Source organism: Bacillus alkalisoli (assembly GCF_002797415.1).
GTDB classification, from domain to species: domain Bacteria; phylum Bacillota; class Bacilli; order Bacillales; family Bacillaceae_I; genus Bacillus_CD; species Bacillus_CD alkalisoli.
Genome location: NZ_KZ454944.1, coordinates 2,211,936 through 2,230,159 on the forward strand (window position 1 = coordinate 2,211,936; position 18,224 = coordinate 2,230,159).

17 protein-coding genes and 1 other RNA gene are annotated in these 18,224 nt (G+C 36.9%); 13 read left to right on the plus strand and 5 right to left on the minus strand.

Annotated features, from left to right (window positions below):
• Nucleotides 1–253: 253 nt before the first annotated feature.
• The 6 genes from CDZ89_RS10975 (at nucleotide 254) to CDZ89_RS11000 (ending at nucleotide 5,908) form a co-directional block, all read left to right on the plus strand.
• The gene (locus CDZ89_RS10975; protein WP_157842725.1) at nucleotides 254–1,144 is read left to right on the plus strand and encodes a diacylglycerol/lipid kinase family protein; all 891 of its coding nucleotides are present in this window, start codon (nucleotides 254–256) and stop codon (nucleotides 1,142–1,144) included.
• Between the two features lie 266 nt (nucleotides 1,145–1,410).
• Nucleotides 1,411–2,226, plus strand: a complete 816-nt coding sequence (gene speD, locus CDZ89_RS10980) for an adenosylmethionine decarboxylase (protein WP_096154491.1) — start codon at nucleotides 1,411–1,413, stop codon at nucleotides 2,224–2,226.
• Nucleotides 2,227–2,468: 242 nt separating this feature from the next.
• Nucleotides 2,469–3,299 (plus strand): electron transfer flavoprotein subunit beta/FixA family protein, encoded by an 831-nt coding sequence (locus CDZ89_RS10985; RefSeq protein WP_100333701.1) that lies wholly within the window; start codon nucleotides 2,469–2,471, stop codon nucleotides 3,297–3,299.
• Nucleotides 3,296–4,324 carry an electron transfer flavoprotein subunit alpha/FixB family protein gene (locus CDZ89_RS10990; RefSeq protein ID WP_096154493.1) on the plus strand — a complete coding sequence of 343 codons (1,029 nt, stop codon included), beginning with the start codon at nucleotides 3,296–3,298 and terminating at the stop codon, nucleotides 4,322–4,324. The genes CDZ89_RS10985 and CDZ89_RS10990 overlap by 4 nt, the downstream gene beginning before the upstream one ends.
• Nucleotides 4,317–5,612, plus strand: coding sequence for an FAD-dependent oxidoreductase (locus CDZ89_RS10995; RefSeq protein ID WP_096154494.1), 1,296 nt, complete (start codon nucleotides 4,317–4,319; stop codon nucleotides 5,610–5,612). The genes CDZ89_RS10990 and CDZ89_RS10995 overlap by 8 nt, the downstream gene beginning before the upstream one ends.
• Complete coding sequence (locus CDZ89_RS11000) at nucleotides 5,594–5,908, plus strand: ferredoxin family protein (RefSeq protein ID WP_096154495.1); 315 nt, start codon at nucleotides 5,594–5,596, stop codon at nucleotides 5,906–5,908. Before CDZ89_RS10995 ends, CDZ89_RS11000 begins: the two co-directional genes overlap by 19 nt.
• A 424-nt stretch (nucleotides 5,909–6,332) precedes the next feature.
• Here the strand turns inward: CDZ89_RS11000 and CDZ89_RS11005 are convergent, their stop codons facing one another.
• A complete protein-coding gene (locus CDZ89_RS11005) occupies nucleotides 6,333–6,671 on the minus strand; it encodes a hypothetical protein (RefSeq protein WP_096154496.1) in 339 nt (112 codons plus the stop codon).
• 255 nt (nucleotides 6,672–6,926) lie between these two features.
• On the opposite strand from CDZ89_RS11005, the gene CDZ89_RS11010 reads away from it, so the two are divergent.
• Nucleotides 6,927–7,835, plus strand: coding sequence for a DUF899 family protein (locus CDZ89_RS11010; protein WP_096156941.1), 909 nt, complete (start codon nucleotides 6,927–6,929; stop codon nucleotides 7,833–7,835).
• A gap of 33 nt (nucleotides 7,836–7,868) precedes the next feature.
• On the plus strand, nucleotides 7,869–8,531 hold the full coding sequence (locus tag CDZ89_RS11015) for a GNAT family N-acetyltransferase (protein ID WP_096154497.1): 663 nt from the start codon (nucleotides 7,869–7,871) through the stop codon (nucleotides 8,529–8,531).
• A 52-nt stretch (nucleotides 8,532–8,583) separates the two neighbouring features.
• On the opposite strand, the gene CDZ89_RS11020 is transcribed toward CDZ89_RS11015, so the two are convergent.
• Nucleotides 8,584–9,258 (minus strand): hypothetical protein, encoded by a 675-nt coding sequence (locus CDZ89_RS11020; RefSeq protein WP_096154498.1) that lies wholly within the window; start codon nucleotides 9,256–9,258, stop codon nucleotides 8,584–8,586.
• A gap of 173 nt (nucleotides 9,259–9,431) precedes the next feature.
• Between CDZ89_RS11020 and CDZ89_RS11025 the strand changes: the two genes are divergently transcribed.
• The 3 genes from CDZ89_RS11025 to CDZ89_RS11035 all read left to right on the plus strand — a co-directional run bounded on the left by CDZ89_RS11025 (nucleotide 9,432) and on the right by CDZ89_RS11035 (nucleotide 14,282).
• Complete coding sequence (locus tag CDZ89_RS11025; protein ID WP_096154499.1) at nucleotides 9,432–10,340, plus strand: CBASS cGAMP-activated phospholipase; 909 nt, start codon at nucleotides 9,432–9,434, stop codon at nucleotides 10,338–10,340.
• 56 nt (nucleotides 10,341–10,396) lie between these two features.
• Nucleotides 10,397–11,266: a polysaccharide deacetylase family protein gene (locus tag CDZ89_RS11030; protein ID WP_096154500.1), complete on the plus strand. Its 870-nt coding sequence runs from the start codon at nucleotides 10,397–10,399 to the stop codon at nucleotides 11,264–11,266.
• A 436-nt stretch (nucleotides 11,267–11,702) separates the two neighbouring features.
• Nucleotides 11,703–14,282: a DEAD/DEAH box helicase gene (locus CDZ89_RS11035; protein WP_100333702.1), complete on the plus strand. Its 2,580-nt coding sequence runs from the start codon at nucleotides 11,703–11,705 to the stop codon at nucleotides 14,280–14,282.
• A gap of 195 nt (nucleotides 14,283–14,477) precedes the next feature.
• On the opposite strand, the gene CDZ89_RS11040 is transcribed toward CDZ89_RS11035, so the two are convergent.
• Together CDZ89_RS11040 and ssrS are read right to left on the minus strand one after the other, a co-directional pair.
• A complete protein-coding gene (locus CDZ89_RS11040) occupies nucleotides 14,478–15,680 on the minus strand; it encodes an MFS transporter (protein WP_096154502.1) in 1,203 nt (400 codons plus the stop codon).
• A 158-nt stretch (nucleotides 15,681–15,838) separates the two neighbouring features.
• Nucleotides 15,839–16,036: non-coding RNA, 6S RNA (gene ssrS / locus CDZ89_RS11045), on the minus strand.
• A 177-nt stretch (nucleotides 16,037–16,213) separates the two neighbouring features.
• Here ssrS and CDZ89_RS11050 point away from each other — a divergent pair.
• Nucleotides 16,214–16,489, plus strand: coding sequence for a DUF1292 domain-containing protein (locus CDZ89_RS11050; protein WP_096154503.1), 276 nt, complete (start codon nucleotides 16,214–16,216; stop codon nucleotides 16,487–16,489).
• Nucleotides 16,490–16,537: 48 nt separating this feature from the next.
• Nucleotides 16,538–17,128: a branched-chain amino acid aminotransferase gene (locus tag CDZ89_RS11055; RefSeq protein WP_100333703.1), complete on the plus strand. Its 591-nt coding sequence runs from the start codon at nucleotides 16,538–16,540 to the stop codon at nucleotides 17,126–17,128.
• Between the two features lie 17 nt (nucleotides 17,129–17,145).
• Here CDZ89_RS11055 and CDZ89_RS11060 read toward each other — a convergent pair whose 3' ends face one another.
• Nucleotides 17,146–18,078 carry a DMT family transporter gene (locus tag CDZ89_RS11060; protein ID WP_096154505.1) on the minus strand — a complete coding sequence of 311 codons (933 nt, stop codon included), beginning with the start codon at nucleotides 18,076–18,078 and terminating at the stop codon, nucleotides 17,146–17,148.
• Between the last annotated feature and the right edge of the window lie 146 nt (nucleotides 18,079–18,224).

Here is an 18,224-nt window from a genome sequence, read left to right on the forward strand (position 1 = left end):
TATTGAATTCAAGATAAAATGTCAATCATAAATGTCCATTATTTTAATAAGGTTTTTTCAAATAAATTTTTTCTTATTACAAATTTAAAACCAAGAGTGGATTGTTATTTGATTGCTAAATATCTAAAACAAAAAAATATACGGCAAGAGCATTATCAAAAGATGTTGACAACATTTAATTGAAGGATTTTTATTGAAAAATGGCGAATTATGTAGAGTGAAAATGTAAGCTATAGACTTGGGGGAAGCAACATTGTATCAATTCATCGTGAATCCTGTTGCTGGGAATGGCAAAGGAAAAGTAGTCTGGGAAAAAACGAAAAAAATTTTACATAATAAAAATAAAGAATACAAAGTATCTTTTACTAAGCAAGAAAATAACATGGAAGACATTTTTTCCACTTTTGAGAAAGACAATGAAATTAAAACCATTATTATTATCGGTGGCGATGGAACACTTCATTTAGCAATCAATCATGGGTTATTAGAAATTGGTATACCAATAGGAGTCATACCCGCTGGATCTGGTAATGATTTTGCTAGAACGATGAAGATACCTACAAAATACGAAGAGGCGTTAGAGCGCATTTTTAAAAATAAAGCTACAAGCATTGATATTTTATCTATTGGAGATAGATCGTGTATGAATGCAGTTGGAATTGGCTTTGATGCGGAAGTAGCAGAGAAAACGAATCGCTCTAAAATGAAGAGACTTTTAAATATAGTAAAGTTAGGTCACTTATCGTATATACTCGTTGCGTTAAGAATGTTTTTCTCCTACACTCCATCGCATGTAACCGTAACATTAGATAATAAAAGAAAAGTAATTGAGAATGTCTGGCTAGTTGCGGTAGCCAATTCACCGTATTACGGTGGTGGTTTAAAAATATGCCCTGCAGCGAAAAATGATGATGGGAAACTAAATATTTGTTTAGTATCAGGCAAATCAAGACTCGAACTAATTCCGCTATTTTATAAAGTGTTCAAAGGGGCTCATAGTAACCATCCTAACGTTACTATGTTAAAAGGAAAAAAGGTGCAGATTGAGTGTGGAAAACCATTGAACATGCAAGGTGATGGCGAAAGCCTTGGCACGACCCCAACAGAAATCACGATAATTCCTCGTGCACTAAACATATTATAAGCAAAAATGAAACAACTTACGCTTTTATTTGTTATTATTTAACTGAGTTCCGTTTATTGAAAAACGCATACTAGTATCATTATTGTTGTATGAGAAATGTATACATATTGGAGTTCCCAAATGTAGAAACGATAACCAACTGTTTTTCAGATAGTAGTAATACATTATGATACGCACTCTGTTGTTTTTTTCTTAGTCAAACAGGGTATGATAAAAATATTTACTACTACTTTGTCAAAGAATTACTTTAGTAAAGGGGATTTGTTATGAAGCTTTCACATGAAGAACGTATTCAGTTACATGAGTTTAATAATTTAACGAAGTCGTTAAGTTTTAATATGTACGATATTTGTTATACAAGAACGAGAGAAGAACGTGAAAAATATATTAAATACATCGATGAGCAGTATAATGCAGATCGTTTGACGAAAATTTTAACGAATGTTTCGGACATCATTGGTGCCCACGTATTAAACGTGGCGAAGCAAGATTATGATCCACAAGGAGCAAGTGTTACGGTGCTTGTATCAGAAGGGCCAGTGGAAGTACCAACAAAAGAAAATTTCGACGAATCACCTGGACCACTACCTGATCATGTTGTCATGCATTTAGATAAAAGTCATATTACGGTGCATACATATCCTGAATATCACCCTGATGAAGGAATTAGTACGTTCCGTGCCGATATCGATGTATCTACCTGTGGGGAGATTTCTCCGTTAAAAGCATTAAACTATCTTATTCATTCATTTGACACTGATATTATGACGATGGACTACCGTGTTCGTGGTTTTACACGTGATATTACTGGTCATAAATTGTTCATTGACCATGAGATTAACTCGATTCAAAACTACATTCCAGATGAAGTGAAAAAGCAATTTGATATGATCGATGTAAACATTTATCAAGAAAACATATTCCATACAAAGTGTAAGCTGAAAAATTTCGATTTAAACAATTACTTATTCGGTTTTACGAAAGATTCCCTAACTGAAGAAGAAAGTGAAGAAATCACCAAAAGGCTAACTTTAGAAATGGATGAAATCTTCTACGGAAAGAATATAAACGGATTTATGTAATTAAAGGACCCAAAAAGGTACGAGACCTTCTAATGAAGAACTCGTACCTTTTTTATTTTTTTACTATTATGTGTCACAAAAACCAAACGAATTTCACTAGAATTATAGGAATCCTGCATGATATTCAAGTTGTCCTAATATATTACTAGTAGCGTATAAAAATATTACAACAATGTTAAAAGTGCCAGGCACTTTTAACACGTTTGTAACAATTATATCGGCGTAGTGAGGGAGGGATTAGGATGCTTCATATTGTTGCTTGTATTAAGCAAGTACCTGATACGAAGATTATTAAGATGAATCCGAAGACAAATACGATGGACAGAGCAAGTGCTCCGGCTATATTAAATCCGTATGACGCACATGCAGTGGAAGAAGCAGTTCGATTAAAACAAAAGTACGGTGGCACCGTTTCTGTTTTAACAATGGGACCTCCACCTGCTGTAAAAGCGATCAGAAAGTGTATCGAAATAGGTGCCGAAGAAGGCTACATGATTTCCGACCGTGCCTTTGCAGGAGCTGACACATTAGCTACAAGTTACGCTTTAACAAAAGCATTAGAGAAGATAGCTGAAATTAAACCGATTGATTTAGTTATTTGTGGAAAGATGACCATTGACGGGGATACTGGCCAAGTTGGTCCTGGAATTGCAAGACGACTCGATATTCCACCTCTGACAAATGTAAATAAAGTGGTGGAAGTAAATAAAGAAGAAAAGTATATGGTTGTACACCGAAAGTTAGAAGATGGCTATGAAGAAGTTCAAACACAAATACCTTGCTTACTTTCCGTAGAAAAAGAGATTAACGAAGTTCCATACTCCTCTTTTCCGAACATGTTAAAAGCAGCTCGCTATGAACCGCACATTTGGGCAGTTACAGACTTAGAAGGAGTAGATCGAAAGCAGCTTGGACTAAAAGGTTCTCCGACAATCGTTTCTCGTGTATGGGCACCACCAAAACCAGAAGGCGGCAAAATATTAGAAGGTTCCGCTCAAGAACAAGTAAAAGAACTACTAACAGTAGTATTAGAACGGAAAGAACTGTTTGCAGGAAAGAGGGGTAAAGGATGAGCTTTGAAGAGTACAGTGGTGTATGGGTTTTTATCGAAGTAAAAGACGGGGAAGTGGCTCCCGTTTCACTTGAACTTCTTGGAGCAGGTAAAAAGTTAGCAGACAAACGCGGTTGCGAGCTAGCAGGTGTAATGATTGGCTATGAGGTTACTAATCACGCTAAGACAGTATACGAGTATGGCGCAGACACGGTTTATGTATATGATCAGCCAATTTTCGAAAATTATCGAACTGAGTCGTACATGAAAGCATTACTACACTGTAGTGAGAAGCATAAACCAGAAATTATTTTGTACGGAGCAACTACTACCGGAAAAGACTTAGCAAGTGCTGTTGCGACAGATTTACCCACTGGTTTAACGGCAGATACGACGGAACTCGATGTCGAAGAAGATACTGGCTTGTTACTAGCTAGTCGCCCAGCTTTCGGAGGAAACATAATGGCGACGATTCTTTGTAAAAAATATCGACCGCAAATGGCGACCGTTCGACCAAAAGTGATGAAGGCTCTCCCTCGTGAGGAAGGGCGAAAGGGTAATTTAATAGAAGAAAAGATCGATCTCAAAGAAGAAGATATTCGTACGAAAGTATTAAAGATTGTGAGAGAAACAATGAAAAAAGCGCGCATTGATGAAGCGGATATCGTTGTTGCTGGTGGAAAAGGTCTAGGCTCTGAATCGGGTTTCCAACTTGTTCACCAACTAGCAAATGTGTTAGGTGGGGCGGTTGGCGCAAGCCGTGATGTTGTAGAAGCAGGGTGGATTGAACATCATCATCAGGTAGGGCAAACTGGATTGACTGTGACGCCAAAGATTTATTTTGCTATTGGCATTTCAGGTGCGATTCAACACGTTGTCGGAATGCGAAACTCTAGTTTAATTATTGCGATAAATAAAGATCCAGAAGCTGCTATTTTTGAGTCATGCCATTACGGAATTATTGGCGATGCGTTTGATATTTTACCAATACTGATCGAAGAGTTCGAAAAAGCACTTGTCGATGAAGGAGTGGAAGTAGATGCCTGAAAAATTTGATTGTATCGTCGTAGGGGCTGGGCCAGCTGGAATTTCTTGTGCATTTGAATTAGCAAAAGGCGGCGCAAAAGTACTCCTGTTAGAGCGGGGAGAATATCCTGGAAGCAAAAATGTAATGGGTGGCGTTTTGTACAGAAAAATGATGGAAGACATTATACCTGATTTTCATAAAGAGGCACCTCTCGAGCGACCAGTTGTAGAACAGCGCTTTATGATGATGGATAAAGAATCTGCTGTAACGGTTGGATATAAAGGTATGGAGTGGGCACAGGAGCCTTACAACAACTTCACTGTTTTGCGAGCAAAGTTTGACCAATGGTTTGCTAGTAAAGCGGTGGAACAAGGAGCTTTGCTTGTTAATGAAACGGTCGTTTTAGAATGTATTGTAGAAGATGGGAAAGTGGTAGGTGTAAAGACAGACCGACCGGACGGCGATATATATGCGGATGTTGTCGTGTTGGCAGATGGGGTAAACTCATTGCTTGCTAAATCACTAGGTTTCCATAAAGAATACCGTCCGGATGAAGTAGCACTAGCGACAATGGAAGTCATTAAGTTAGATAGTAAAACAGTAGAAGAGCGCTTTAATTTAGAAAAAAATCAAGGATGTACGATTGAACTGTTCGGCGATGCGACAAAAGGAATATTAGGCACAGGTTTTATCTATACAAATAAAGATTCCATTAGTATTGGAGTTGGGACGTTATTATCTGGATTAATCGAACATAAGATTAAACCATACGAGTTATTAGAGTATGTAAAACAACACCCGATGATTCGACCTTACATTCAAGGTGGCGAGCCACAAGAGTATTTGGCTCACTTGATCCCAGAAGGTGGGTACAAATCAATGGGGAAAGTGGTGGGGAACGGTGTTATCGTAGTGGGTGATGCCGCTCAACTAGTGAATGCGATACACCGTGAAGGTTCTAACCTTGCGATGACTTCCGGTAGAATGGCAGCTGAAACAGTATTAAAAGCGATGGAAGTAGGAGACTTTTCCGAAAGAACGCTTGATCATTACCGCGTAACGCTTATGGATAGTTTTGTAGGTCAGGATATGAAAAAGTATAAAGATGCTACACACCATTTCAATAAGTTTCCTCAATATTTCGACCAGTATATTCCGATGATGAACCGTGCTGCTAGTCAAATGTTTACCGTTGATGGCTCCAGTAAGTGGGAGAAGCAAAAGAAGATTTGGAAAGATATTGGAAGTGCAAAACAGAAAATGAAACTAGCTCGAGATATGTATCGAGCATGGAAGGTAGTGAAGTAATGAGTGAACAAAAAAAAGGGATGACAATCGAAGAAAAACAGTATCTTGTTCGTTTCAATGCTGACACTAAATCGCATCTTACCGTGATGGATGAAGACATTTGCTTGACTAAATGCCCAGACAAAATTTGTACGATCTTCTGCCCAGCAGAAATCTACAAATGGGAAGATATCCGAATGCATGTTGGTTACGAAGGTTGCCACGAGTGCGGTAGTTGTCGTATCGGCTGCCCGCATCAAAACATTAAATGGGAATACCCAAAAGGCGGACACGGCATCGTATTCCGCTTAGCATAAAAACAAAAGCGCAGGGCGCTCGTTTAGCGGCGTACAAACTGGACCTGTCCGGTAGGAGATAAAGGAAACACGAAGAGCGACTCAAGGAGCGATTCGATGTTGACTTATCGCACGGACGGGCTGGGAAGTTTGATAGCCGCTAGCGCCCGGAGCTAGACGTAGACCAAACACCTTTTATGGTTATGGTTATCCAAAAGGTTTGAACGTTTATAATTTCCTAGGAGACAAAAAAAGCGAGAGCTATCAAAACTTGATAGCTCTTGCTTTTATTTCAATATTATTACAAGTGCCTGGCACCTGTTACATGTTTGTCATAATAAGGGAAGGGGTTTGTGTGGTTTTTCACAAAGATAGACAAAGAAGAAGACGATACACTTCTTCTATTCGAGCGATAGGAAAAACATCTGGTAAACAAGTAAACTACTTAACCAGCAATTGTAAATAGCTCTCCATTGTTTGCTATTGTTTCCACTTCACAAATGAAATCGATCGCTTCATCAATATGTGTAAAGAAATTAGATACGTAAAATGGATATTTGTAGTTAAATGTTCCACCTAATTCAGCAGGGTAAACAACCACTTGCCAATGGTAGTAATTTTCCCCTTTAGCCATTTCGTTCCCTTCTAACGCAATTAACCAGTGACTACATTTCTCCACAGTTTCATCATCCGATAGTTTCTCAAAGAATAGCAATAAATCATTTTCTTTAATCGGAACGAGTGACTTTGGATAGAACTCACCAAAATTTAATTGATCTTTCATCTCCCACACCCCTTTACATCATTATTCTTTGCAAAAACTTCCCATTAGTATGAGTGCTTTTCTTATTAGTAGTATATGAATTTACATACGAAAGTATTTTATATTTTTGGAAAATTCTAAATTTGTACATAATTACTAGGTAAAAGATAGAGCCTCACGTGGATTGAGTTAGAGAAAAAAACTCACCCTTAAAAAGGAAATACAGCAAAAATGTCGAAACATTTACAAACAGAAAGCAAAAAAAGAGGTGTTTACATGGACCATTTATCCATTGACGAACAAATTGAACAGTTACAACTCGATATTATAGATAAGAAGCAGCAACTAGCAGCTCTAAGAAAACAACAAATTCCTACACTAGTAAAGAACTATCAATTTATTGGTAGCCACGAGCATAAAGTGAGTCTTTCTCAATTATTTCAAGATAAAAATGAACTTTTCGTCGTTCATAATATGGGCAAAAGCTGTCCTTACTGCACGATGTGGGCGGATGGCTTCAACAGCGTTTATCCTCATATTATCGAAAAGGCTGCTTTTGTTCTATCAAGTCCAGACAGCCCGTTTGTTCAAGAAGATTTTTCGTCAGAAAGAGGTTGGCAATTCCCAATCATCTCCACAAAAGGTACTACTTTTAAAGAAGATATGGGATTTGAAAAAGACAACCATTACTATCCAGGAGTTTCTGTTTTCACTAAAGATGAGCAAGGAAACATATATCAACATACGAAAGCACCGTTCGGCCCTGGAGATGATTTTTGCGTTGTTTGGTCTTTGTTTGACCTACTTCCATCTGGGTATGAAACTTATAAGCCACTAAAAAAATTAAATCCCGCTTCACCATTTCAGTTAACGAATAATGTCGCAGTTCAAGTGGACCATTATGATGATGCCATTAACTTTTACAAAAATACAATCGGAATGACACTAGAAAACAGCGGAAGTAACGAATCGAAGTTATCCATTAGCGGAACAAACTTTTTTATTGAAAAACAGACGGACCCCTCTTCCAAACACGTATTCTTTGAATTTGCTGTTGCAAACTTTGATGAAGTGAAGGATGAGTTATTGTTCCACGGATGCAAAATTACAAAAGAATATAATGAAACAAGTGTCATGATAAAAGATCCTTACGGCTTAAACTTTCACTTATACGAAAGTAAATAGGCGTCCTCAAATAGAAAGGAGTTACTTACAAAATTGTATAGAAAAGAACTTTACGTTTTCGATAATGATTTACCCAAAAAATCTGTCATCCGCTCTTACACGGAAAAAGACTTTGACAATTTAATTAAAATTCAACAAGAAAGCTTTCCACCACCATTTCCGTCCGAACTTTGGTGGAATAAAGAACAGTTACAAAATCATATTTCCTTATTTCCACACGGTGCTCTATGTATAGAAGTAGAAGGGAGACTTGCAGGTTCCATTACTGGCCTACTTGTTAACTTTGATCCAGATCATGCCGAACATACGTGGGAAGAAATAACCGATAATGGGTACATACGCAATCACAATCCGAACGGAAACACTCTTTACATCGTAGACATTTGTGTAAGTCCTAGCTACCGTAAACTAGGCCTTGGCAAATGGCTTATGAACTCGATGTACGAAGTCGTTATTCAACTACAATTAGATCGCCTTCTAGGCGGTGGCAGGATGCCTGGGTACCGTAAAGTCGCAAGTACTATAACAGCGGAACAATATATTGAAAAAGTAGTAGGTGGCGAAATAAAGGACCCCGTCATTACCTTTTTACTTCGTTGTGGAAGAACACCTTTGAAAGTGGTGGAGAATTACTTAGAAGATGAAGAGTCACATAACTACGGAACATTAATGCAATGGAAAAATCCGTTCAAATAAATAACGACACAAAAAGAGGTGCCATTACGCGCCTCTTTTACATGAATTAACTTTATTTTCTTAGAAAAAATGCTCTTAACAACGTTTTTAAGATAGACTCTGATTCTTTATGGGTGCTAACCTTATCTAAAAAGGGAAAGTCATTTGGAGTTACTGATAACTTAGCAAGTGGCTTAACACTTTGTTCACATACCCATTCATCCGCAATTCCACCTCGACCAAAAGATTCCTTAGGAAGAATATAGATAGTGCCATTTGTCCAAATATCCTCAACATCTTCATGATTAATTGAAAAGTAATAATATCGCTTTATTCCTTTTCTTGTCGGAACAGTTGTACAAAGATTTCTTAACGAGCCATTATATTCTCTTCGGTTTTTCACTGCAAAAAATAACGACCATACGCTATCACTTGCTGCAAACACAGCTTTAATGGGCTTACCGTTAAAAAGTGTACTTTCTTTCGGTTCGAAAGTACTAATCATGGAGCTATTAGAACCATGAACTAATACGTCTTTGTTTTCGATTAGGTAAAATAAAAACTGATATAGCGGATAATCACTATTGTAAGAAATAAAGTTCCTATTTGCTGTAAGTGAAAATTTGTTATATATTTCATCAAACTCATTAACTGCTTCTTCAGATAAGTTTAACTCGTCTATTTTTAATAAATGAAGTTTATCTAAAATAAACTGTTTAGCGTAATTTTTCATACGATTTGCTCTCATACTGCCTCCAAAAGAATGATTAATTATTTATTAATGTAATATTCTTTTTCCATACGTAACATTCCTGTATGTTCTCATGTTGAAAACAAAATCACTACTATTACGTGCCTTTTTTAATATTTACCAACTTCTCAGGGGAATCTATTAAAAAACGTTGTTAGGTGAGTTGTACGATGAAAATTCTTTGTATTGACGGTGGTGGCATACGAGGTGTATTTGCGATTGCCATTTTACAAGCAATAGAGAAAGAGCTAGGTCAACCAATAGAGGAGAAATTTGACGTCATTGCTGGAACATCTACTGGTTCCATAATCGCTACTTCTGCATGTTTACAAATAGAAATGGCGCATTTGTTACATAGCTATAAAAAATACGGAAAGAAGATCTTCCAACGTCAAGCAAAAGTTGGACTGTTTAAAAGTGTGTATAGTGATAAATATTTACGTAAGCTGTTACGAAAGTCATTTCATGACATTAAGTTAAAAGAAGTTAAAAAGCCGTTACTTATCCCAACCGTCGATTTAACGCATGGTAAACCTTTTGTACATCGATCCAACTACGGCCATCCAGACAGTGATGATCTCTCTATTCTTGTATGGGATGCGGTATTATCTTCCTGTTCAGCACCAGTTTACTTCCCTCCAAACAACATCCGAAACGATTATTTAACGATAGACGGTGGGCTTTGGGCGAATAACCCTTCACTTGTTTGTTTGACAGAAGGGCTTCAATTTTTCAGAAAAAATATACAAGATATTAAAATACTATCTATCGGAACTGGCCAACAAAAGATAGATTTTACTATTGATCATGATAAATATTGGGGAGTGAAAAAATGGTTACCGTTTCACCTTCCATCTTTAAAAGTAAAGCCAAAACTACTTGATTTAGCCTTACAACTTTCATCTGAGTCGGTCACGTTTCAATGTCAAACTCTCCTTGGGGAAAATTATTTAAGACTAAACGAAGAGCTTGGAAGAGAAATTCCATTTGATGACTTAACTTGTATCGAAGAACTGATTCAATTAGGAAAAGCACTTTATGAAAAAGAGAAAACTAAGATCTTAAACTTCATAGAATAATTATCCATTTTTAAAAGAAAATAACCATATAAATCTATTTGGATAAGGAGTTTAAGATGAAAAAAACAGTCGTAATTTTCTCTATCGCAGCTTTATTTATTATTGCTTTACAAGGGGCAATTAGTCCCGATGTAAGTGCCCATAGCCATGAAGATGGTACAATAGCCGTTTGGTGGAACAAAAATAAAAACAACCAACGCCAAGTTCCTGCAGACTTCCCGCAGCCAGAAGGTGGACCGGAAGAAGTAGAACGCGTGCGAACACCTGTTTCTAACATCGTATTACAGCAACGTTATCCAGAAACAGTTGTATTACGTGGTCCATTTACAGAAAATAGACTTTCCTTAACATTTGATGATGGTCCAGATCCTCGTTTTACACCATTAGTTTTAGACGTACTAAAAGAGTATGATGTAAAAGCAACATTTTTCTTAATGGGTTCACGTGCAGATGCGTATCCAGAGCTAACGAAAAGAATTATTGAAGAAGGACATATTATAGGTAATCATTCGTATTGGCACCCAAACTTCGTCAAACAAGAGGATATCGCAACGTTAGAAAGAGAAATTAATCAAACAGAAGAAAAGCTTAGTGAAATCATCGGATATCGCACGAGACTATTCCGTGCTCCATACGGATTTTTATACAATGAGTTAGTAGAAAAACTAGCAGAAATGGATTATACCGTTGTTGGTTGGAACGTAGATTCACTTGACTGGAAACAGATGCCACCAGAAGATACAGCATACAACATATTAAGCAACATTGAACCTGGCTCCATTATTTTAATGCACGACGGCGGCGACTGGGAATCCGACTTAACTGGCACAGTAGAAGCACTACGAACAATCATCCCGACACTAAAAGACCAAGGATTCGAGTTCACAACTGTCCCAGACCTACTAAACATCCCGTATCAAAGATAGAGAAAGAAATTACTTTAAATATGGTTTCTTTGTAGAAGTTTAAAGCCTAGAGTTGATTGGAGCGGAAGGCACTTGACTCCTGCGGGACATAGAGGGAAGTGCGAGACCCCACAGGCAAAAACGAGGAGGCACGCATCCCTCCCCGCGGAAATTAACGGACTAAATATTAATCAAATAATTTATTTTAAAGCTTATAAATAATGGGAAACCATATTTATCGGCTTTTTTTCGTTTTATTGGTAAAATTAAAGAGAAGTGAGAAGTTTCAAATGTACAATTACTATACGAAAAACGTATGATAGAAATAATCACTTTAACAAGAAGTCTTTATAAAATGAACAGCATAAACTAACTAAGGACTAAAAAATTCGTTTTTCACTAAACGAACCGTTTTTCTAAGCTTTATTCAAGTATACAAATACAGTAGGTGAAAAAAATGACTCAATTAGAACTTATCCATGAAAACGCAGTCGAACATACAAAAATGAAAATAGAAGAAGACATTGCATCCTATCTAGAAACGAAGGAACAACTCCCGTCTTTTGAACAATACATTCTAGACAGGGGCCACTACTTACAACAAATCTGGATTAATGTCTGGCTAAACAAAGTAACAAACGATGTAGCAAGAAAAAACAAAAAAATCTTTTTAGCTGAACTCGGATTAGAAGTCGAAGGAGTCGACCGAAAAATAATAAACAACGTGTTCCGAAATGAAATGCGCGACTATCATCCATTTGCTGTCATCCCATGGCTTAACGAAAAATACGCTTCTAATGAAGACGATTGGAAGCAAAAGCATGTACAGGCAAGAGAAGACTATATCGCAAAAGAACACGAAAGAAAACGACAAGAACTTCGTGAGAATTATCAAAAAGAAATAGATAAACTAGTACATTCTATTTTAGAAAGAGACAAGCAAATTTTATTTCTGTACACCCGTCATTTCGTTGCCAAACAACTAGTACAAGATTTTAAACAAAATATTAAATACGAAGCGGTAGATACATACCGACTAGAAGAAATCCTTATTGAAGCAGGAATTTTTGAGGAAAAAGACTATGTGTCTTTATCCGATTTTTTTGAAGAGCTGACAGGATCTGTACATCAAACGTTTCATCGTGGTCAACAAGTGTTTGAGTATGAAACCTATTTTTACGATTACGAACGAAAAGTGACGGACTATTTATTTTCCTTCATTGCTTCCTATTTATTAAAACAAATCCCAGAAGAAACGTTGCAACAATTTGAAAAGGCCTGTGAAGAACCTCTTACCGAAAGAGAGCTTCGAAAAGGAACTGCCAATATTATTTATGTTTTAGTACATGATTATTTAGAAAAATTGAATGACGAATTCATTTCTGATTTAGTAGCGCTTGCAGACGTGCCATTTGATATCCAAAAACATGAAGCAATCTACGAGACCGACGCAAGAGAACGAGAGCGTAAAATCGCAGAAGCACTCGCAGAAATAAAGCGAAAACAAGAAGAAGAAGCACGTATGTTAGAAGATATTTTCAGTAGAGAATATCAGCCAAAAGTAGGACGACCACTAAAATATGTTCTGCATATCGGTGAAACTAACACAGGTAAGACTTATCAAGCCTTACAACGAATGCAGCAAGCCGAGAGCGGCATCTACTTAGCGCCACTACGTTTACTTGCTCTTGAGGTATACGACACGTTAAACTTCGAAGGAATACCATGTTCCTTAAAGACTGGTGAGGAAGAGAAGATGATGCCTGGTGCACGTCACGTTTCTTGTACAGTCGAAATGTTCCATGAAAAAGATTTTTATGACGTTGTTGTCATTGACGAAGCACAAATGCTTGCAGATCAAGATAGAGGCTTCTCCTGGTATAAAGCTATTACAAAAGCTAATGCAAACGAAGTTCATATTATCGGTAGCTATAACATTAAAAAGATGATCTTACAGCTTTTAGGAAACTCGAACGTGGAACTACACGAATATGATCGTGACATTCCGCTTCAAGTAGAAGCTAAACCGTTCCAGCTTTCTCATACGAAAAAAGGAGATGCTATCGTTTGTTTCTCAAGAAGAAGAGTGTTGGAAACTGCTTCTACATTACAAAATAACGGTTTTGCCGTTAGTATGATCTATGGCAGCATGCCTCCAGAAACGCGTAAAAAGCAGATGCAGCAATTCATCGAAGGAAAGACGCAAGTAATCGTCTCTACCGATGCAATCGGAATGGGCTTAAATCTACCAATTAGGCGCATCGTTTTTTTAGAAAATGAGAAATTCGATGGAACAAAGCGAAGAACACTTACTTCACAAGAAGTAAAACAAATTGCCGGACGAGCAGGAAGAAAAGGAATTTACAACATCGGGAAAGTGGCGTTCACTGACAACATTCACCGAATGGCCGCTTTGCTTGAAAAAGAGGACAAACACGTTCAGTCTTTTGCTATTGCTCCAACTAGTTCAATCTTAGAGAGGTTCCAAAAATACTCGCATCAGCTAGGAGACTTTTTTGAGCTATGGGAAAAGTTCGATAGCCCTGAAGGAACCGAAAAAGCAAGCCTGGGAGAAGAGCAATACTTGTATGAAATTATTCGTGACACAGCCATTGAAGCGAGGCTATCCATCCAAGACTTGTACGGCTTTTTACATTTACCTTTCTCCACAAAAGAGCCTGTACTCGTCAATCAGTGGCGCGACACGCTGTATGCCGTTGTAGAAGGTAGAGAGCTACCAGAACCATTTATGAAAAAAGACAGCTTAGAAGAAACCGAACTATCATATAAAGCAATCGGATTACACCTATTATTCCTGTATCGATTAGACAGACGAACAGAAGCATTGTATTGGGAACGCATTCGAGAAACGTTTAGCGATGAAGTTCATGAACGCTTACAAACAGACATTAAAGTAATGAGAAAAACGTGTAAAAAGTGCGGAAAAACACTAGATGCTAAATACAAATACGAAGTGTGCGACGGCTGTCACTACTCACGCATTCGAAAAAAACATAAAAATTATTATCACAAATGAGTACGTTTCAAAATGTATGAATACTATACGAAAAACGAATGATAGCATCACATTCTATATTTATACACCTTATGAAACTAATATATTATTGTGTATTACACTAAAATATTCGTTTTTCAATGAACGAACCGTAATTATGAAATTGATTCAAATATAAAACGCCTTCTCGCTGATTCAGTCGAGAAGGCGTTTTTGTTATATTACATTATTCGCTTGAAGCTTAGCTATTTTGCCTTTTTGTTTCTGCTGCCATGTTAGGGAAATAAACATCGTAATGCTAAGGACAACTAAACCTAAGATGAATGGATAAATAATTTTCACATCGTATAAAAGCCCTGCTAGCGTTGGTCCTAAAACATTCCCAATACTCATATAAGCATTGTTCATCCCCATTGCGAACCCTTGTTCGTTACCCGCTAATTTAGAGATTAATGTCGTTAAAACAGGACGTAAGATAGCCGTTGCTAGGAACATTAATAATGTAACACCAAAGAAGAATAGGTAACTGTTCGCGAATAAAGACAGAAAAAAGGCAAATGTAGCTAAACCAAGGAACGTATTTAAAATCGCTGCTTCGCCAAACCTCGTCACAATTTTATCTACAACAAATAGTTGTACCGTAACACTAATAATCCCTGTGGAGGTTATTAGTATAGCAATTTGTTGTGGTGTTGCACTGTACTGATTATCAACGTAAAGTCCTAAAACAGATTCATAAGCCATTAACCCAAAACTCATCACCATCGTTATAATTAATGGGATAAAATACGGTTTAGAAACAGACGTTCCCATCTTTGTTAATAGGGATACTGATTCTTGTTCTACCATCTCTTTAGAAATGTCACGACTTTCTTTTAACACTAATATCGAGAAAATGGTAGCGACTAGAGATATTATTGCTGAAACAAGCAGTGGTACCTTTAGTCCAAAGTCTGCAAGGAAGCCACCAATACCAGGTCCGATAACAATTCCAAGTGACATAGAAGCTGATATATAGCTATTTCCTTTTGCACGTTGCTCTAGTGTTGTAATATCCGCTACATAGGCGAACAGAGCGGGAACAACTAACGCTGCTCCAACCCCACCTATAACACGTGAAAAATAGAGCATCCAAACGGAATCAAATAAGTAAAAGATAAACATTGCTAGTGTGAGGCCAAATAGACCGATTATAATCATTATTCTTCTACCGTATTGGTCAGCCCATTTCCCAGCGATAGGGGACATAATAAATTGAGCCGCAGCGAATATGGCAATCATTAGTCCTGCTGCCATTCCACCTTCACCGATAGAATCTAAATAAGCTGGTAAGATCGGAATAATAATCCCAAAGCTACCAACAGCAATAAACATATTTATCATAATTATTAACATTTTTTTTCGTTGTTCAGGAGCCATATGTCCACCTCTTTCTGTCTGTGACTAATGTAATATTTAGGCACCCTAAACATTTTAATCAGTTTTCGTATATCGGTCAATTAAAATGTGTTGGAAAAAAAGAATTTCAAACATATAAAAAACCAGCCCCCATCAGGAAACTGGTTTGAAGATTCAATATAAGGGCCGCCTTTGCCGTAAAGTCTTGATAAGAAAGTTTTAAACCACCACTCCTCAAAGTGGGTGTTTGCAGAACCGTTCATGCGTGTCCTCCTTGTCATATAGACAGAGGCTTGTCAATTCAGATTCGATGTTAAACTCCCTAATACAGCTTAAAGGTTAAAACTTTATTATATTTACGTACAATGCAGCTTGTGTTCTTATAATACATGATGGCTTCATCAAAATCAAGGGATAAATTAATTAATGAAAAGATTTCCATTCGGACAAGAAGTCATGTACAATTAATGGTGGCTTCCTTGCATGAAAACACCTAGCATAGGGAAGATAAGGAAGTATAAAGACCAAATCTTATTACCAAAGGAGAATGAGACATGGAACCAATCGAAGTTGGAGAAATTTTCACAATTAGCGATGAAAATGGCGAAGATTTAGAAGTAGAAGTATTAGGAGTTATGACAGTAGAAGGTTCAGAGTATGTTGCGGTTGCATTCGTAGACGATATACAAGAAGAAACAGAAGAAGACGTAGACATTTTCTTCTTAAAAGTAGAAAGTGACGAAGAATTTGCTCACATCGAATCAGATGACGAGTTTGAGAAAGTATCTTCTGCTTTTGAAAAAGTAATGGAAGAGCAAGATCAAGAATAAGAGGATGTAAAAATCCTCTTTTTTCTGATAGAAGAAGGAGAGAGTACCATGTTAAAAAAACATGTAGAAGCATACATAAAAGAGAATAGCCCAACGGTCCCATTAACATCGTTTGAAAAAGAATACGTTGAATCAACTCACCTTATTCAAGAAGATGTTACGGTAACACCCATCCAACTAGTTGAACGTTTTTCCGATGTATATGTGGAACGCTGTAATAAAGAGTCAGAAGAAACTTTAAGTGAAGAGGGCACAAGTTTTTTAGAAAAACCAATTTCTTATTTAAAAGATCATAAGCAAGAGTTTTTATATATAGAAAGCCAAGCCTTCTCAATAATTGGAGTTGACTCCGTTTCTTTAGAATTGGATGATATCTTTGCAACGTATGATGTTATGTTCGGTCTAAAATTACAGAAGAAGTACGAAGCAACACTAAAAGAAACGATGAAACAACTTTTCAACACCGATCAACCGAAAATGGCCATTATGTTTAATCAACAAGATGGAGTTTGGGACATGAACTTTGCATTAAATCATATAGAAGGATTTAACGAAAGTGGCTCCATTAGCGAAAACTTACAACTAATGTATCACTTTATATTTCAACTACTATCAACAATTGAATCTAATTACCATTAAAAAACTGCCAAACAAAGTTAGGCAGTTTTCTTTAATGATGTCTTTTTATTAAAAAGTTTCCACTTCTTTGTGTTCGTACCTATATATACCCCAGAGATAACGAATAGTGCACCTATTACATGCGCTGTTATTAATTTTTCTCCTAAGAAAATAGTAGCCATTATGACTGCTGATACCGGCATCACATTGATGAAGATAGAAGACTTAGCCGCTCCAACTTCTTTAATTCCTTGATAGTACATAATAAACGATACTACCGTAACAAACACACTCATATGTCCAATTGCCACCCAAGCATCCATGGTAGCCAGTTGAACGTCTAGCCAGGATGTTTCAATAATGGCAAATGGGAATAAAAAGAGAGTACCAAAAGCAACTGCATATGTCGTGGAAACGATCGCGCTATATTTCTTTAAGACAACTTTTCCAATCACACTATATAAAGCCCAACTAAGCACAGCTCCAGCTAAAATAAAGTCAATTGGCTCAAAACCTAGTTGAACTATTTTTTCTAAATGGCCTTCCGTAATGATAAAAGCGACACCAGTTAAAGCGACTATCATTCCTACTATATTATTTTTCGTAATCTTTTCTCTTAAAAATAAAGCAGAAAATAGAATGATTAATACAGGGTTAGAAGCAATAAATAGGGAGCTTTTAATTACTGGAGCATGTTTACTCGCTAAGAAAAAACAAATGTTATAAATGGCTATGCCTGTTAACCCTAAAATGGCGAACAAACCATAATCCTTTAATGTAGGCTTGTTTCTTTTTTTCTCCATTATCCACATGATTGGGAACAGGAGGATTGCTGCTCCAAAAAATCGTAAAAACGCTACGGTTGCCGGTTCAAAACTTTGTACGGCGTATTTTCCTGCTATAAAAGCACTACCCCAAATAGCAGTTGAGAGAGTTAACATTCCATAAATTAACCAAAGCCTTTTCTCCATAAAAATCCCTTCCATCTTGTGAACTATTTATTTATAAAGTATTGTAACATCTTTTTCGTAATTCGAAATATTTATTTATAATTTTTTTACATACTATCTATTATATTGTCAAAAATTATAATCTAGTCCTATCGTTACTTTTGGTA

Bases quoted from the DNA above. Each gene is read 5' to 3' on its own strand.
- CDZ89_RS11010 (WP_096156941.1), top strand. From the start codon at position 6,927: ATGGACCATTTATCCATTGACGAACAAATTGAACAGTTACAACTCGAT.
- CDZ89_RS10985 (WP_100333701.1), top strand. From the start codon at position 2,469: ATGCTTCATATTGTTGCTTGTATTAAGCAAGTACCTGATACGAAGATT.
- CDZ89_RS11050 (WP_096154503.1), top strand. From the start codon at position 16,214: ATGGAACCAATCGAAGTTGGAGAAATTTTCACAATTAGCGATGAAAAT.
- CDZ89_RS11025 (WP_096154499.1), top strand. From the start codon at position 9,432: ATGAAAATTCTTTGTATTGACGGTGGTGGCATACGAGGTGTATTTGCG.
- CDZ89_RS11060 (WP_096154505.1), bottom strand. From the start codon at position 18,078: ATGGAGAAAAGGCTTTGGTTAATTTATGGAATGTTAACTCTCTCAACT.
- CDZ89_RS11055 (WP_100333703.1), top strand. From the start codon at position 16,538: ATGTTAAAAAAACATGTAGAAGCATACATAAAAGAGAATAGCCCAACG.
- CDZ89_RS11020 (WP_096154498.1), bottom strand. From the start codon at position 9,258: ATGAGAGCAAATCGTATGAAAAATTACGCTAAACAGTTTATTTTAGAT.
- CDZ89_RS11000 (WP_096154495.1), top strand. From the start codon at position 5,594: ATGGAAGGTAGTGAAGTAATGAGTGAACAAAAAAAAGGGATGACAATC.
- CDZ89_RS11030 (WP_096154500.1), top strand. From the start codon at position 10,397: ATGAAAAAAACAGTCGTAATTTTCTCTATCGCAGCTTTATTTATTATT.
- CDZ89_RS11005 (WP_096154496.1), bottom strand. From the start codon at position 6,671: ATGAAAGATCAATTAAATTTTGGTGAGTTCTATCCAAAGTCACTCGTT.
- CDZ89_RS10990 (WP_096154493.1), top strand. From the start codon at position 3,296: ATGAGCTTTGAAGAGTACAGTGGTGTATGGGTTTTTATCGAAGTAAAA.
- CDZ89_RS11035 (WP_100333702.1), top strand. From the start codon at position 11,703: ATGACTCAATTAGAACTTATCCATGAAAACGCAGTCGAACATACAAAA.
- speD (WP_096154491.1), top strand. From the start codon at position 1,411: ATGAAGCTTTCACATGAAGAACGTATTCAGTTACATGAGTTTAATAAT.
- CDZ89_RS10995 (WP_096154494.1), top strand. From the start codon at position 4,317: ATGCCTGAAAAATTTGATTGTATCGTCGTAGGGGCTGGGCCAGCTGGA.
- CDZ89_RS11040 (WP_096154502.1), bottom strand. From the start codon at position 15,680: ATGGCTCCTGAACAACGAAAAAAAATGTTAATAATTATGATAAATATG.